Origin of the sequence: Chitinophaga sp. (genome assembly GCF_039596455.1) — a bacterium.
Lineage (GTDB): Bacteria > Bacteroidota > Bacteroidia > Chitinophagales > Chitinophagaceae > Chitinophaga.
Genome location: NZ_JBCNJR010000001.1, coordinates 1,406,910 through 1,423,218 on the forward strand (window position 1 = coordinate 1,406,910; position 16,309 = coordinate 1,423,218).

The following is a 16,309-nucleotide window of genomic DNA, read 5'->3' on the forward strand; positions in this document are numbered from 1 at the left end:
ACTCTCCGGAAATGCCGTTTTCTGCGGGTACCACCCGCAAATGCACCTGACAAACCGCATTCATCATAAAATCTAAAAAATTCATACTGGAAACTTTGGCGGTTTAAATAGTTTCCATAGTTTTGCCCGACTATTTACCAGACCACCCCGTTTTAAAACTGATGGAAGTACAAGAACGAATACTGGACACGGCATTCAACCTGTTCCGGCAATACGGCACGAGGTCTATCACCATGGACGATATAGCCCTGAAGATGGGGATTTCCAAAAAGACGCTCTATGCCCATTTTGCGGACAAAAGTGACCTGGTGGTGAACGTAATGAGCCGCCACCTGAAGCTGATGGAAGACCAGTGTAACGAAAGCCGTGTAAAGAGCAAAGATGCTATAGAAGAACTGTTTATGGTGATGAAAATGCTGGAGGACAAGCTCAGGAACATGAACCCCGTGGCCATGATGGACCTGCAGAAGTTCCACGCCAAAGCTTTCCAGCTGTTTGAAACGCACCGCAATGTGTTCATGCTCCAGACTATCCGGGAAAACCTGGTGCGGGGCATACGGGAAGGGCTGTACCGTGAAGACCTTGACCTGGACATTCTCAGCCACTTCCGCGCGGCTTCGTCTATGTTCTGCTTCCAGCCGGAGCTGTTCCCCATGAACGGGTACGACATGACGCGGGTGCAAAGGGTGCTGCTGGAGCATTTCCTCTATGGTGTGGCCAGTCCAAAGGGTTACAGGGAAATCGAAAAATGCAAGACTAAGGATTATTCGAAATAAACACACGAACTATGCAGTTTAAATGGAAGCTCATCGCCCTTACAGGAACGATGGTGCAGTTTTTAACCTACGCTAATGCCCAGCAGCAGCCCTCAGCGGAAATGGCCCGTTTTTCCGTGCAGGAAGCGGTCCAATATGCGCTGACGCATCAGTACGCCGTACGCAACGCCAAACTGGAAGAGTTGTACACGATTGCCCGTAATAAGGAAGTAAGCGGGCTGGCATTGCCGCAGGTATCTGCCAGCGGTACTTTTCAAGACAACCCGATTATCCAGAAGCAGCTCATTGACGCGTCCAACTTTGACCCCAACGTACCGAAAGGCACCCTGGTGCCCTTTGCCTTCGGCCTCAAATTCAATGCCGCCGGAACGGTAAATATTAACCAGACGTTGTTTGACCCCAGCGTACTGGTAGCCCTCCAGGCCCGGAAAACTTTGGAAGAACTGGCCAGGAAAGGCGTACAGAAGTCAGAGATCGATGTAAAGACCGAAGTATATAAAGCCTATTACAACGTGGTGGCGGCAGACAAGGCGCTGGCCATACTGGACGAAACCACGCAGCGCATCCGCAAAACGCTTGACGAAACCAAAGAGATCTACAAAAACGGCCTGGTGGAAAAGCTGGACGTAGACCGCCTGGTAGTTCAGTACAATAACATCCAGTCTGAAGTAGTGCGCATCCGCAACCTGCGCGAAGTTGGCCTGGCCGCCCTGAAATTCCAGATGGGCATGCCCATAAAGCAGCCGCTGGAACTGACAGATACCCTGGGCAACGATGCGCTCAAGGCAGACATACAGGAAACTGCCGGCTTTAACTACAGCAACCGCATTGAATACCAGTTGATGCAGGCCCAGAAGAAAACGCAGGAATACAACCTGAAAAGATACCGCATGGAAGCCTTGCCTTCCCTTTCAGCCTTTGGCCAGGGCGGCGCTTCCCGGCAAACCAACAGCTTTGACTTCTTCCAGTCGCAAATGTGGTACGGCTACGTGTCCTGGGGCCTCAACCTGAACATCCCCATCTTCTCCGGCATGCAGCGCAGAAGGCGGGTAGACCAGGCCATGATAGACCTCAAGCAGGCCGACCTCGAAATAGAGAATATCAAGAACGTAATTGACCTGGACCAGGTGAACTCCACCACCAACCTGCGCAACAACATCACCACCCTGGAAAACCAGGAAGAGAATATGCAGCTGGCCAAGGACGTACATGCTACCACGATGATCAAATACCGTGAGGGCGTAGGCTCCAGCCTGGAAGTGATCACTGCGGAAACGCAGCTGCTGGAAGCGCAGAATAATTATTTCACCGCCCTGTTCAATGTAATCGTATCTCGCATTGAATATATGAAAGCATATGGCAAACTCTAATCTTTTAAATCAGCATCCGCCTAAAATCTATCATACAATGAACAGCAAATATTTCATACTCCCCCTCGTAACACTTGTACTGGCTGCCTGCGGCGGCGGTGAAGGTAAACCGGAAGAGCAGATCCAGAAAAAGAAACAGGAGATAGCCAAATTGCAGCAGGAGATCAAGGAGCTGGAGAAAAAAACATCGGGATCAGATACTGCGGTAAAAATGAAAACGGTCACCATCGCGGCGGTGGAAGATACCTTGTTTGAGCACTACATAGATGTACAGGGTGCTGTTGACGCGAGAGAAAACGTAGATGTATCCCCGCAGGTGCCTGGTGTGATCAGGTCCATTTTGGTGCGGGAAGGACAGGCTGTATCCAGAGGCCAGGCGCTCGCGCAACTGGACGATGTGGTGATACGCGCTGGAATAGCAGAGCTGCAAACACAGATAGACCTGGCCAAAACGCTTTTTGAAAGGCAAGCTAACCTTTGGAAACAGAAAATAGGCTCCGAAGTGCAATATCTCAATGCCAAAACAAATGTGGAAGGGCTGGAAAGGAAAATGGCTACTATGAAAGAGCAACTGGCGCAGACCCGGATCGTATCGCCCATCAACGGTACGGTAGACGCAGTGATCGCTAAACTGGGAGACGCGGCATCTCCAGGCATGGCGGCCTTTCGCGTGGTGAACAGCAGTAATTTGCGGGTGTTGGCTAATGTAGCAGAGTCTTTTGCCGGTAAGATAAAAACCGGAGATGATGTGATCATCAACTTCCCCGATATCAACAAACAGATCAGAACAAAGATCGGGTTTGCAGCCAAAGTAATAGACCCAGTAAGCCGCACCATTAAAGTAGAAGTGCCGCTGAAAGGCTCTGCAGAGATACGGCCGAACATGACGGCGCAATTGCGGATAGTTGACTACCGCGCCAAAGATGCGATTGTGGTGCCGGTAAGGGTGATCCAGTATTCTCTCGGTAAACCTTATGTGATTACCGTGAAAGGCAGCGGGAACAAATTACAGGCTGTTCGCAAAGATGTTGAGCTGGGCCGTACCTATAACGACCAGGCAGAGATCAAATCCGGCCTGGAGGCAGGAGACAGGATCATCACCGCCGGCTTTCAGGGCCTGAATGACAATGACCTGGTGAAACTGTAAGCATCCACTTCTAAAAAACAACCCGATGAAGGACATAGAAAAAGAGTTTAAACCCACCAGTTGGGCAATTGATAACAAGGTCAGCATCTATGTGGCTACCCTTATCATTTGCGTGATGGGTATACTGAAGTATAATTCCATGCCGAAGGAGCAGTTTCCTGAGGTGGTGTTCCCGCAATTCTATATCAGCACCATCAATGACGGTACTTCTCCGGAAGATATGGAAACCCTGGTAACTAAGCCGCTCGAGAAAGAACTGAAATCAATTCCCGGTGTGAAGGAGATCAAAAGTACGTCCATACAGGACTTCTCTGCTATCATCATAGAGTTTAACCCGGACAAGAATATGATGGAGGCCAGGATGGAGGTACGTGAGAAAGTGGACGAAGCCAAAAAAGACCTGCCCAAAAATCTTACAGAAGAACCGCAGATCACCAAGATAGACGTGTCTCAGATACCGATCATGAACGTGAACATGAGTGGTGATTTTGACCTGCAGACGCTGAAGAAATATGCTGACGAAATGCAGGACAGGATTGAAGCGCTGAATGAGATCACCCGTGTGGAAATTGTGGGGGCGCTGGACAGGGAGATTCATATCGACCTTGACAAATATAAAATGGACGCCGCGAGGATCAGTTTTGATGATGTGATGATGGCCGTGGCCAGTGAAAACAAAACCACATCTGCCGGCCTTGTAACCATGGACGGTCAGAAGCGCTCTCTCAGTGTAAAGGGAGAGTACAAGGACCCGCTTAAATTAAGGGACCTGGTAATTCGCGGCAGCTCCGGTGCGGTAGTTTATCTCCGTGATATAGCCCAGGTAACGGATAGCCATAAGGAGCAGGAAAGTTATGCGCGTTTGAACGGAAAGAGCGTAATTACCCTGAACGTCATCAAGCAGAGCGGGCAGAACCTCATCAATGCCTCCGATAAAATCTTCCAGATCGTGGAAGACATGAAAGCCAATTACCTGCCCAAAGGCCTTGATGTAACCATTACAGCAGACCAATCAGAGTCTACCCGTGTTACGCTCCATGACCTTATCAATACCATCATCATCGGGTTTATTCTGGTAACAGTGGTGCTGATGTTCTTCATGGGCGCGGTAAACGCGATCTTTGTTGCGCTGTCTGTTCCCATATCCATGTTCATCGCCTTCACCGTACTGCCCGCCTTCGGGTTTACGCTGAACATGATGGTGCTGTTCTCCTTCCTGCTGGCGTTGGGTATTGTGGTGGATGATGCTATTGTGGTAATTGAGAACGTGCACCGTATATTCTACGAGCGGAAAGACCTTGGTATTGTAAAGGCAGCTAAAATAGCGGCAGGTGAAGTGTTTTTGCCCGTATTGTCAGGCACTATGACAGTACTGGCGCCATTCTTCCCGCTGCTTTTCTGGCCCGGCATTATCGGCAGCTTCATGTACTTCCTGCCGGTAACACTGATCGTAACTCTTACGGCATCATTGATAGTAGCATATCTCATCAACCCGGTGTTTGCAGTAGACTTTATGGACCGCCATGAAGGGGAGAACCATCCTAAGCCGCGCTTCGATAAAAAGTTTGCGATACTCACCGCAGTATTCGTGTTTATTGCGCTTATCGGGTATTCGGCCGGCAGTATGGGAACCGGTAATCTCGTGCTGTTCATTTACCTGATGATAGCGCTCGAGAGGTTCTGGCTGGGCGGCGTGGCCCGCAAGTTCCAGACCAACTTCTGGCCGCGGGTGCAGAATCGTTACAAGAGAATATTAAGCTGGTGCATTATTGGCTGGCGGCCGGTATATATTCTTTTGGCTACTTTTGGCTTGCTGGTGTTCAGTATTGTGCTCACCGGTATCAGGAATCCGAAAGTAGTGTTCTTTCCTACTTCCGATCCCAACTTCATTTACGCATACATTGAGTTGCCTATCGGTACAGACCAGAAGTATACAGACTCGATTACGCATATTATTGAAGACAGGATTACGAAAGTGGTTGGCGGTACAAAGAACCCCCTTGTAAAATCCATCATTTCCAACGTGGCCGTAGGTGCGGGAGACCCTGCACAAATGGACATGAGCACCGCTTCCAACAAGGGTAAGGTAACCGTAGCCTTTGTGGAGTTTGCCAAACGTAACGGCCAGTCTACCGTAGAGTATCTCGACAAGATCCGCGAAGCGGTAAAAGGTATTCCTGCCGCAGACATTGTGGTGGAGCAGGAGCAGGGTGGCCCTCCCACCGGGAAGCCTATCAATATCGAGATATCGGGAGATGACTTTGAGTTGCTGGCCAGCACGTCAGACCGTCTCAAGCGGTACCTGGACAGCTTGCAGATAGGCGGTGTAGAGGAGCTGAAAAGCGACTTCCAGAGCAACAAACCGGAAATTGTATTGAATATAGACAGGGAGCGGGCTAACCGCGAAGGTATATCCACCGAACAGATCTCTAACTCCCTGCGTGCGGCACTCTTTGGGCTGGAAGTGTCCAAGTTCCGCGATCCGGACGATGATTACCCGATCATTATCCGCCTGCAGGAGCATCAGCGGAATAATATCAATACCCTCATGAACATGAATCTCACTTACCGGGACATGAACATGGGCGGCCAGATCCGCCAGGTGCCGCTGAGCTCCGTAGCAGACATCCGCTACTCCAATACTTACGCAGGTATCAAACACATTGATGAAAAGAGGGTGGTAACACTGTATTCCAACGTGCTTACCGGCTACAACGCCAATGAAGTGGTAATGGCTATCAACGCCGCAGTAACGGAATTTGCGCCGCCAGACGGCATCTCTGTAAAAATGACGGGTGAGCAGGAAGACCAGGCGGAAACCATGAACTTCCTCCTGCTGGCCATGCTGGGCGCCATTGGCCTCATCTTCATGATCATGGTAACGCAGTTCAACTCCGTTGGCCGCGCCCTGGTGATCTTCCTGGAGATCCTGTTCAGCATCATCGGCGTGTTCCTGGGCTTCGCCATCTTCGGTATGGACATTTCCATTGTAATGACCGGTGTGGGTATCATGGCCCTGGCAGGTATTGTGGCCAGGAACGGTATTGTGCTGGTTGAGTTTACAGACTTGCTGGTGATGCAGGGCGTGCCCATGAACGAAGCTGTTGTGGAAGGGGGCAGAACGCGTATGACGCCGGTATTGCTGACCGCTATAGCCGCCATCCTGGGTCTTATTCCGCTGGCCGTGGGCCTCAATATAGACTTCTGGAAAATGTTTGACGAGTTCAACCCGCACCTGTTCTTCGGAGGTGACAACGTGGCCTTCTGGGGCCCGCTGGCCTGGACCATGGTGTTCGGCCTCATTTTCGCCACCTTCCTCACCCTGGTGCTGGTGCCGGTAATGTACTACATGAACAAGCGCTGCATAGACATTCTGGATTATTATGGCTGGCCGCGCGGGCTCAAATACGTGCCCTTCCTGCCGCTGATCCTGAAATTGTTCACCAGAAAAGAAGTGATCCGGAAGCTGCACGACCCGAACTACGTTTCTCCCCGCCCCTATAACTTCTTCAACGGCGAAGCCCACGGAGAAGACAAGGAGCAGGCTAAATCCGCCAAAGGAGTAGTAATGCATTAAATCGTACTGTTTTCTGGTAATAATAAAAGCAAACAGTGTAACAGTTGTAGGTTAACTAGTACCGTCCTGATTCTTCGGGACGGTTTTTTTATATTATTTTTCGGCGGCCCATTCAAAGGCCTTTAAAAAGAAACCACTATACTATGCGTTATTTACTTTTCCTGTTATTACCGTTTACCTGCGCCTATGGCCAGGAAAAAGACAATGCCCGTTATACGGACGCGCGCTCCCTGATGATCATCGGCAAGGGGCTGCCCACAGACCCTGTGTACGTCCGGCTGGATGTGGAGCAAACCAAACCGCTTACGCCTGCCGTCAAGGGCCTGAGCAAGCATAGCGCCGGCATTGCCGTGCTGTTTGAGACCAACTCTACGTACATCCGCGCCAAATGGTCACTGCGGGGCCGCAAGTACTATGCTAACATGACGCCCATCGTGCATAGCGGGCTTGACCTGTATGCGCGCAACAAAAGCGGCAAGTGGCAATGGGTGAGTGTAGGCCGCCCGGCAGATAAAGACACGCTTAACAACCAGCTGATAGTGGAGCATATGGATAACAGCATGAAGCAGTTCATGCTCTACCTGCCTACTTATAATGAACTGGTATCTCTCGAAATAGGGGTGGCGCCTGAAGCCACACTGGCCAAGCCTTCCCGGCCGGCTATAGATACCACCAAACGGGTGGTGATATACGGCTCCAGCATTCTGCAGGGCGCTTCCGCCAGTCGCGCCGGCATGACGTACCCTTCCATCATCAGCCGCAACACTGGCTGGGAAGTGGTGAACCTGGGCTTCAGCGGCGCCGGTAAAATGGAGTTTCCAGTAGCGGAGCTGTTGGCTACCATGAAGGCTTCCTGCTTTGTGCTGGACTGCATTCCCAACCCAACGGCGGCTGAAATCACAGAGAGGGCCTATCCCTTTGTAAAGCACCTGCTCACCAAACGCCCGGAAGTGCCCATTTTGCTGGTGGAGAGCCGCATTCATGAAACCGGTTACTGGAACCTGCGCGTGGGGGAAAGCACGGCTGAAAAGAACCGGTTATGGAAAGAAGTGTACGAGCGGCTGAAAAAGGAAGGGTACAAACAGCTGTATTACCTGCGGGCTACCAACCTCCTGGGACATGACCATGAGGGCACTATTGACGGCTCCCATCTTACAGACCTTGGGTTCATGCGGCAGGCGGCGGAGGTACAGCCTTTGCTCGAAAAGCTGATGAAAAAATCCGGGCCGGCCAGATAGCCATTTTATGTAACTTGCCATTATTAAAACAGCAACAACACCTATGCTTAAAAATCATGAGATCGACTACCATATTCATGGTGAGGAGATGCAAATAGTAGAAATAGAGCTGGACCCGCAGGAGAGCGCTGTGGCGGAGAGCGGCAGCTTTATGATGATGGACCAGGAAATCAGGATGGAAACCCTGTTCGGTGACGGCTCCGGGGCGCAGCAGGGCTTTTTCGGCAAGCTGATGTCTGCCGGTAAACGCCTGATCACGGGGGAAAGCCTTTTTATTACAGCATTTACCAACATAGGGCAGGGTAAAAAGAAGGTGAGCTTTGCAGCTCCTTACCCCGGCAAGATCATACCGATGGACCTCAGCCTCCTGGGCGGCAAGGTAATTTGCCAGAAAGACGCATTCCTTTGCGCGGCCCGTGGGGTAACCGTAGGCATCGAGTTCCAGCGGCGGCTGGGTACCGGTATTTTCGGCGGGGAAGGGTTCATTATGCAAAAGCTGGAGGGCGACGGGCTGGCCTTTGTGCATGCCGGCGGCTATGTAATAGAAAAAGAGCTGCAGCCCGGTGAAGTGCTGAAAGTAGATACCGGCTGTATTGTGGCCTATACCCAGCAGGTAGACTTTGACGTGGAATTTGTACGGGGTATTAAAAATATGGTATTCGGGGGCGAAGGGCTGTTCTTTGCCGTACTGCGGGGCCCCGGCAAGGTATGGATGCAGAGCCTCCCCATCAGCCGTTTGGCCAGCCGCGTGCTGGCTTATGGCATGGGCGCCCGGAAGGAAGAAGGCAGCATCCTGGGCGGACTGGGCAACCTGCTGGACGGGCGGGAGTAAAAATCTGATGGAAGTCCGGCCTGCAGGGCTTTCCCGGCGGGCCGGACTCCCTATATTTGTCACAAAATCTTCCGTTTATCCTTTTTTTGCAAATTATTAACGAACAGATTGCTAGTATTGTATTAATATTGCCCGGAGGCTTAACCAGATACACCGGATTTTTTTGTATATTAGAGTCTGAGAACAGCGGCTGGCACTGTGTGGGTGCCACTACAGTTTTAACTGGCGCAGGCGAAAGACATATTTATCCTGGTGCTATGAAATATGAATAAGATTGAAAAACTTACTCATGTAGAAATTCAGGTGAATCCGAGGCAAAAATAATTTCCCAGGTCTTCTAACGGTAGCCCTGAAAGCATTCCAAAACGCAATTGTGACTGGCATGCCAGGTTTTAGGATCAGATCCGGTTAACCAACTACCTTAAATGCCTGTCGAGACGGTGAGAAAACGAATATTTCCGGACTTTTAAATTTGTAATGCAGGCTACGCTCATTTATTGTGCTCCTGGAAAAAAGAAGTAAAATCAGTATCAGACAACGGAAGCCGGTATAATTTTTATTGAAAAATGGTATATCCTGACGTTATGCAAGGATCGCTCCGGCGCCTGAGTATTATAAAACCTAAAAAAAGTAGGTGAATTTCATTTTTATGAAATCATTGAAAATTCCTTCAACACGCTTTAATCAAGTAAGATGAATTTTGAGAGAAACGAACGCCCCCGAAAGTATTCTCCTGGCTACAGCAGAGACCAGCAAGAACCCAACCAAGACCAGGATGGCGGCAATTCCAAGAAACCCGAATTTGGCAAAGACGAAGACCGTCCGTACACTCCACGCTCTGAAGGCGGCTACACTCCCCGTGAAGGTGGCTATCGTCCGCGCAATGAAGGCGGTTACACGCCCCGGGAAAACAATTTTAACCGTGAAGGTGCCTATAACCGCGAGGGCGGCGGGTACACTCCCCGCAACGAAGGCGGCGGCTACCGCGACCGTGATGGCGGCGGTTACAACCGTGACCGCGACTTTAACCGCGATGGCGGTTACGACCGTGGCGGTGGTGGTTATGACCGTGGCGGCGGTGGCTACAACCGTGGCGGCGGCGGATACGACCGCGGTGGCGGCGGTGGCTATGACCGCGGCGGCGGTGGTTACGACCGTGGCGGTGGTGGCTATGACCGCGGTGGCGGAGGCTACAACCGTGGCGGTGGTGGATACGACCGCGGTGGCGGCGGCTATGACCGCGGCGGCGGTGGTGGTGGTTACAACCGTGGCGGTGGCGGCGGTGGCTATGACCGCGGCGGCGGTGGCGGTGGTTACAACCGTGGCGGTGGCGGCGGTGGCTATAACCGCGGTGGCGGTGGCGGCGGTTTTAACCGTGGCGGCAGCCAGGGCCGTGGCCAGGGTGGCCCCAGAGGAGGCAACCGTCCCCCGAAAGTAGATAACAAGATCTATTTCATTGCCCTGCTGCCCACAGCAGAAGTAGGCAAGGAGATCATTAAAATAAAGCAGGACTTTGCCGAGCAATATGGCCCGGTATACGCCCTGAAAGTACTCCCGCACATTACCCTGCAGGTGCCGTTCACCGCAGATCCCAGCCTCGAAAGGGCCTTCTGCGAAGAACTGACGGAGTTTGCCAAAACCCAGGCGCCTTTTGAAGTGTCTCTGAACGGTTTCGGTACTTTCCCCAACAAGCAGAACCGCGTGCTGTTCATCAACGTGGAAAAAAGCGAGACCATGAGCGCTATGCACAGGCAACTGATCAACTTCCTCCGCAAGGAATTTGGATTCAGCACCATGCTGGCCCGCACGGGCTTCACGCCCCACGTAACCGTAGCCTTCAAAGACCTTGAAGACGCTGTGTTTGAAAAGGCATGGCCGGAGTACGAAAACAAAGAATACAAAGCTTCCTTCAAAGTGAACAACCTTTACTTCCTGCGCCACAACGGCAAATCATGGGAAGTACTGCAGAAATGCAAACTGGGCGGCGCCTGATAGAAGCGATTGGATATTAAAAACCCGGGCCTCCATGAGCACCCGGGTTTTTTATTGCGGTAAAAAAAAGCCCGGGCCCACTTACTGGCCCGGACTCATTTATCAAAAGCTGGCAATTACCGGCTGATGCGGTACACTCCCTGCCCGTCTTCCGTCACTTTTACATCCGCCGCTTTCGAGATCACTTCCAGCAGCTCCTGCAGACCGGGATTTTCGAAGGTACCGTTGAAGTCAAGATTTAGAAGGCTGCTGTCTGTAACAACAATACGTACATTGAAGTAATCTTCCATAGCCGTGAGCGCCTTGTATAGCGGTACTTTCCGGAAAGCCAGGCGGTTTTCCTTCCAGGCCATGAAGTTGGGATCTGTATTCTGCACTTGCTGCGGGGCCTTGTCAGATTGCAAAATGGCGGTGTGGCCGGCAGTAAGCACCAGTGCGCCTGCGTCACCGCTCTTGCCTGAAAAGGCCACCTTACCCGTTACTACGTTCAGCTGTACCGTTTTATGCTCGTACGCCTTGATCACGAAAGAAGTGCCCAACACCCGCGTTTGAGAAGCGCCTGCCTTTACCGTAAAGGGCCGGCCCGCATCGGCGGTTACCTCAAAAAAGGCCTCACCTTCCAGCGTTACGCTGCGGTTGGTTTTGGCGAAATTTTTATTGTAGCTCAGCTGGCTGTTGCGGTTCAGGAATACCTTGCTGCCGTCTGGCAGTATCACCTCTTTTTTGTCTGCGCCGGCCACCAGGGTAGTAGTGCCTGAGCCTTTCAGCAGGGCAAACGCCAGGCCGGCGGCCGCTACCATAACTACCGCCGCGGCAGAAAGACGCCACCAGGTGTTGCGTTTGGCCGCTACCCGCAGCGGGGAGGGGCCCTCCAGGGTGGTACGCGTGAAGCGCTGCCAGTTGGCCTCCACGTCTGGTTCCGGTACGTTTTTGTATGCGTCTGCCGTAAGGCCCCAGGTATCTTTGAGGGCCTCATAATATTGCCGGTTGGCAACATCCTGCTGCAGCCAGTCTTCCAGCTGAGCCCGCTCCGCGGTAGTGATCTCCCCTTCAATTTCCCGGGCAATCAGTGTTTCTATGTGATCGTTGTTCAACATGCTCTTTAATTCAATGACGAATGATTTGGATCTGGTTGATGTGACAGTGTTATTCCAGGAATTCCCGGAGGGACACGCGTAGTTTTTTAAGTGCCGTGATCATCTGGTTCTCCACCGTTTTCACGGATATCTGTAGTGTTTGCGCTATTTCCTTGTAACTCATTTCTTCATACCTGCTCAGCACGAATATTTCCCGGCATTTCTCCGGCAGCGCGTCTACCGCCTGCTGGATGCGGGCCCTTGTTTCCTTTACGTGTACCATCGGCGCGGTGGCCACCAGTTCTTCCTGTGCCGGGCTGATCTCCTGCGGAGCGCCGCCCCGGCGTTTATTTTTGTCTATGTGATCCAGGGCCATATTTACCGCCGCGCGGTGCAGGTAGGCCTTGAAATAGATGTCGCCCAGCTGGTCGCGGCGGTTCCATATCTTGATGAACACTTCCTGGGCCAGGTCTTCCGCCGTGGCCATATCCGGCACCAGGCGGTAAATGGCCTTGCATACCAGGGGGAAAAAGGTTTTGAAAAGCGCCTCCATGAACTGGCGCTCGTCTTCCTGCAATAGTTTTTGTAACCGGGCGTTTTCGGGCATGGTACAAAAATAACCTTTACTGTGATTGACAGTGTGGGCATTCATGCCTAGTGCAGTGGGTGACAGTATTCCGGTAGCTTTCATGTGACAATCCGTTCGCTATAACTTGGTTACCTTGCCGGAGCCGCTCACGGACGTGTTGACCGTGGCGGGCGTTCCTTTGTATCGAATGTTGCCGCTGCCCTGTATGCGGGCATCCAGCTTTTCCGTGACCCATATCTGCTGCTCGCCGGAGCCGTTGATGCGGATGCTGGCATTAACAGATTGAAGGCCGGCCGCGCTGATGTTGCCGCTGCCATTGATCTCAGAGCTGTAGTCTCCGGTGGTGCCCTCCAGTTGCAGGTTGCCGGAGCCATTGACCCATATGTTCACCTCATTGGCCGCTACTCTCAGGTTGGCATTGGCGCTGCCGTTGATCTCGTAACTGAACAGCGTGGTGTTGATGGTGTCTGTACCGGTGCTGTTGAGCGAGCCGGAGCCGGAGAAAACTATTTTGCGGTACTTTTCGCTGTCCACATACACGTGAATGGGTTTGATCCGCTTAAGGTTCACATGGTCCCGGATCTTTACGCGGAGGGTGGCGCCGTTCACAGTGGTTTCTATGAACCGCATCACATTGTCTTCCGCTTCAAGGCGCAGGGGAGCGCCCGTACCTTGTTTGAGGTGCACTTCCAGCGGGCCTTCCAGCACCAGGTCTTCAAACCGTGCCACGGTGCGCTCTTCAGTCACCACCCTGCCTGAGCCGTAGAGATTTTCCTTGGCGCAGCCGGTGAGAATAAGTCCGAAAATAACCAGGAGGCAGAGCAGGAGACCCGTGCAAAGCCCGCTGTAGGTAACGATGGTTTCTTTTTTAGCCGTCATTTTCATATCAAATTGTTTTAGGGATAGCCACAATGGGTGACTTGTATACCCTGATAACGGCAATACGGACGGCTACCCCTAGAAAAGGGCAAAAAAAATGAGCCGGTTCCCGACTTGGCGTCGGAAACCGGCTCGATTAACCCCTATGAAAACCAACTATTGCGCTAACTTGATTTCTCCAAGATCGGTACCTTTACCGTCTTCCACTTTCACGTCTGTGATGGTTGCGTCTTTGAAAGGTTCCTTGGCGTCAACAACTACGGTGTAAGTGCCAGCTTTGGCATCCGCAATGGAGAATGCTCCTTCTGCTATGGGTGCTTTCAGCGTGTCTGTACCAGATACGGCCCATACTTCAGTTGCGCCGTCTGCAGGTACTACTTTACCAGTGATAGATCCGCCTTGGAATCCTTTGAAGGCGAAGGCGCCGAAAGCTACGGCCGCCAGTGCTAACAGGCTCATTTTTGTCCTTTTCATAGCATACAATTTTAAAAGGTTTAATAATAAAGAAATGGTTCAAGTAGTGTTTTCCCGATAGTGATTAAAATTTAGCGATTGTATGTTGAATGAGATTCAGTGTAAAATTTACAATTACCATGCCATAAGCGCCATTCAACGCTATTTAACATTTCTTTAAAGATCCTTTAACATTCAGGCCTGTACTGGATTTGCTGTTTTAACATTTTCGTTTATCCGGGCCCGTTGTAACCGTTCATCCCGGTACGATGGATCTTCTTTTTATTTCAATCAGAGCGGCGCAGCGCTTTTTTCTGCGTGGCTTAGGCAGCACAAATATTTTGCCAAAAGTAACAACAGTAAGGTTTTTGGGACGCTGAAAGCCGCGCCTGCAGGGCATGTCAGGATATTTTCTGAAAAGTCTACCGACTTTGTGTACTTTTGCTCCGGGGAAGGCCGGAAAGTTACCGGTTGATTCCCTAATTTTACGGACTTTATTATTATATATATTCATTATAAAGAATCCACCAATGTCCAATAAAACGATTCAGCAGATAGAGGATGTAGTGATCAAGTTTGCGGGAGACAGCGGGGACGGGATGCAGCTCACCGGCACCCAGTTCTCCAATAATACCGCCCTGATCGGGAACGACCTCAGCACCTTCCCTGACTTCCCGGCGGAGATCCGCGCCCCGCAGGGTACCCTGCCCGGTGTGAGCGGATTCCAGCTACACTTTTCTTCCAACCGCATATTCACCCCCGGAGACGCCTGTGACGTGCTGGTGGCCATGAACGCCGCCGCCCTCAAAGCCAACCTGAAAGGGCTGAAAAAAGGGGGGATCATTATTGCCAATACAGACGGGTTTGACTCCAAAAACCTGCGCCTGGCCAACTACCCTGACGGTGTGAACCCGCTGGAAGACGGCTCCCTGGCCAACTACCAGCTCCATACCATGGACGTGACCAAAATGACCCGGGAGGCCCTGAAAGAGTCTACCCTGGGCATGAAAGAAAAAGACCGCGCCAAAAACATGTTCGTGCTGGGTTTCCTCTACTGGTTATATGACCGGGATATGAGCAGCACGGTGAACTTCCTCACGGATAAATTCGGCAAAAAACCGGAGATACTTGACAGCAACCTGAAAGTTCTGCAGGCAGGCTACAATTTTGCCGAAACGGTAGAGGCCTTCTCCACCCGTTTCAAGGTAGAAAAGGCCCGCATGGAACCCGGCACTTACCGCAGCATTACGGGCAACACGGCCCTGGCTTACGGCCTGGTAGCCGCTTCCCAGAAGGCAGACCTGCCTATTTTCCTGGGTACCTATCCCATTACCCCGGCCTCAGACATTTTGCATGAGCTGAGCCGGTACAAGAACTTTGGCATCCGTACCTTCCAGGCGGAAGATGAAATAGCGGGCATTACCTCCGCCATTGGCGCCTCTTACGGCGGCCATATGGGCGTTACTACCACCTCCGGTCCCGGCATGGCCCTGAAAGGAGAGGCCATGGGCCTGGCTGTAATGCTGGAAATACCGCTCCTGATAGTAGATATTCAACGCGGCGGCCCCTCTACGGGCCTGCCTACCAAAACGGAACAGTCAGACCTGCTGCAGGCTTATTACGGCCGCAATGGCGAGTGCCCTATGCCCATTGTGTCTGCCTCCACGCCGTCAGACTGTTTTGACGGCATTTATGAAGCGTTCCGCATTGCGGTGAACCATATGACCCCCGTTATTTTCCTGAGTGACGGGTATATTGCCAATGGGGCAGAACCCTGGCGCTTTCCGAAGAGCGATGACCTGCAGCCCATTACCGTGAAGTTCAAAAGAGGGCTGGACGAAGGGGAAGAGCAGTTTTTCCCCTACCAGCGGGACGAGAACCTGGTGAGGCCCTGGGCCGTGCCCGGTACTCCCGGCCTGGAACACCGCATTGGCGGCCTGGAAAAGCAGAATATTACCGGTAACGTGAGCTACGATCCTGAAAACCACCAGTTAATGGTGAAAATCAGGGAGGAGAAGGTGAACAAGATAGCAGACCATATTCCCCTGCAGAAAATTGAAGTAGGCCCGGAAAAGGGCAAGGTGCTGGTACTGGGCTGGGGCTCTACTTACGGGGCCATCAAGAGCGCCGTGCTGGAGCTGCTGGCAGAAGGCCACCAGGTAGCCCATGCGCACATCCGCCACCTGCGCCCCTTCCCCAAAAACCTGGCAGAGATACTGCACAGTTACGAGCATGTACTGATCCCGGAAATCAACAACGGTCAGCTGATCAAGATCATCCGTGACCAGTTCCTGATACCGGCTCAGGGATATAATAAAATTATGGGCGTGCCCATTACCAAGGGTGAACTGGTAGCCCGCATCAAGGAGCTGCTGTAATA

The 16,309-nt window shown here is 51.9% G+C and carries 12 protein-coding genes; 8 read left to right on the top strand and 4 right to left on the bottom strand.

Annotation, left to right across the window (positions count from 1 at the left end; genetic code table 11):
- The first annotated feature begins 161 nt into the window (after window positions 1-161).
- The 7 genes from ABDW36_RS05920 to ABDW36_RS05950 all read left to right on the top strand — a co-directional run bounded on the left by ABDW36_RS05920 (window position 162) and on the right by ABDW36_RS05950 (window position 10,932).
- Window positions 162-776, top strand: coding sequence for a TetR/AcrR family transcriptional regulator (locus tag ABDW36_RS05920; protein ID WP_343700955.1), 615 nt, complete (start codon window positions 162-164; stop codon window positions 774-776).
- A gap of 11 nt (window positions 777-787) precedes the next feature.
- A complete protein-coding gene (locus ABDW36_RS05925) occupies window positions 788-2,146 on the top strand; it encodes a TolC family protein (RefSeq protein ID WP_343700956.1) in 1,359 nt (452 codons plus the stop codon).
- 37 nt (window positions 2,147-2,183) lie between these two features.
- Window positions 2,184-3,293 (top strand): efflux RND transporter periplasmic adaptor subunit, encoded by a 1,110-nt coding sequence (locus ABDW36_RS05930; RefSeq protein WP_343700957.1) that lies wholly within the window; start codon window positions 2,184-2,186, stop codon window positions 3,291-3,293.
- 25 nt (window positions 3,294-3,318) lie between these two features.
- On the top strand, window positions 3,319-6,870 hold the full coding sequence (locus ABDW36_RS05935; protein ID WP_343700958.1) for an efflux RND transporter permease subunit: 3,552 nt from the start codon (window positions 3,319-3,321) through the stop codon (window positions 6,868-6,870).
- Between the two features lie 143 nt (window positions 6,871-7,013).
- Window positions 7,014-8,108 carry an SGNH/GDSL hydrolase family protein gene (locus ABDW36_RS05940; RefSeq protein WP_343700959.1) on the top strand — a complete coding sequence of 365 codons (1,095 nt, stop codon included), beginning with the start codon at window positions 7,014-7,016 and terminating at the stop codon, window positions 8,106-8,108.
- 43 nt (window positions 8,109-8,151) lie between these two features.
- Window positions 8,152-8,940, top strand: coding sequence for a TIGR00266 family protein (locus ABDW36_RS05945; RefSeq protein WP_343700960.1), 789 nt, complete (start codon window positions 8,152-8,154; stop codon window positions 8,938-8,940).
- A 693-nt stretch (window positions 8,941-9,633) separates the two neighbouring features.
- Window positions 9,634-10,932: a 2'-5' RNA ligase family protein gene (locus tag ABDW36_RS05950; protein WP_343700961.1), complete on the top strand. Its 1,299-nt coding sequence runs from the start codon at window positions 9,634-9,636 to the stop codon at window positions 10,930-10,932.
- Window positions 10,933-11,048: 116 nt separating this feature from the next.
- Here ABDW36_RS05950 and ABDW36_RS05955 read toward each other — a convergent pair whose 3' ends face one another.
- The 4 genes from ABDW36_RS05955 to ABDW36_RS05970 form a co-directional block, all read right to left on the bottom strand.
- Window positions 11,049-12,029: a FecR domain-containing protein gene (locus tag ABDW36_RS05955; RefSeq protein ID WP_343700962.1), complete on the bottom strand. Its 981-nt coding sequence runs from the start codon at window positions 12,027-12,029 to the stop codon at window positions 11,049-11,051.
- Window positions 12,030-12,078: 49 nt separating this feature from the next.
- Window positions 12,079-12,615 (bottom strand): RNA polymerase sigma-70 factor, encoded by a 537-nt coding sequence (locus tag ABDW36_RS05960; RefSeq protein ID WP_343700963.1) that lies wholly within the window; start codon window positions 12,613-12,615, stop codon window positions 12,079-12,081.
- 99 nt (window positions 12,616-12,714) lie between these two features.
- Window positions 12,715-13,482 (bottom strand): head GIN domain-containing protein, encoded by a 768-nt coding sequence (locus ABDW36_RS05965; RefSeq protein WP_343700964.1) that lies wholly within the window; start codon window positions 13,480-13,482, stop codon window positions 12,715-12,717.
- A 150-nt stretch (window positions 13,483-13,632) separates the two neighbouring features.
- Complete coding sequence (locus tag ABDW36_RS05970) at window positions 13,633-13,950, bottom strand: carboxypeptidase-like regulatory domain-containing protein (RefSeq protein ID WP_343700965.1); 318 nt, start codon at window positions 13,948-13,950, stop codon at window positions 13,633-13,635.
- 509 nt (window positions 13,951-14,459) lie between these two features.
- Between ABDW36_RS05970 and ABDW36_RS05975 the strand changes: the two genes are divergently transcribed.
- Entirely contained in the window at window positions 14,460-16,307 is a 1,848-nt protein-coding gene (locus ABDW36_RS05975; RefSeq protein WP_343700966.1) for a 2-oxoacid:acceptor oxidoreductase subunit alpha, read from the top strand.
- Window positions 16,308-16,309 lie beyond the last annotated feature (2 nt).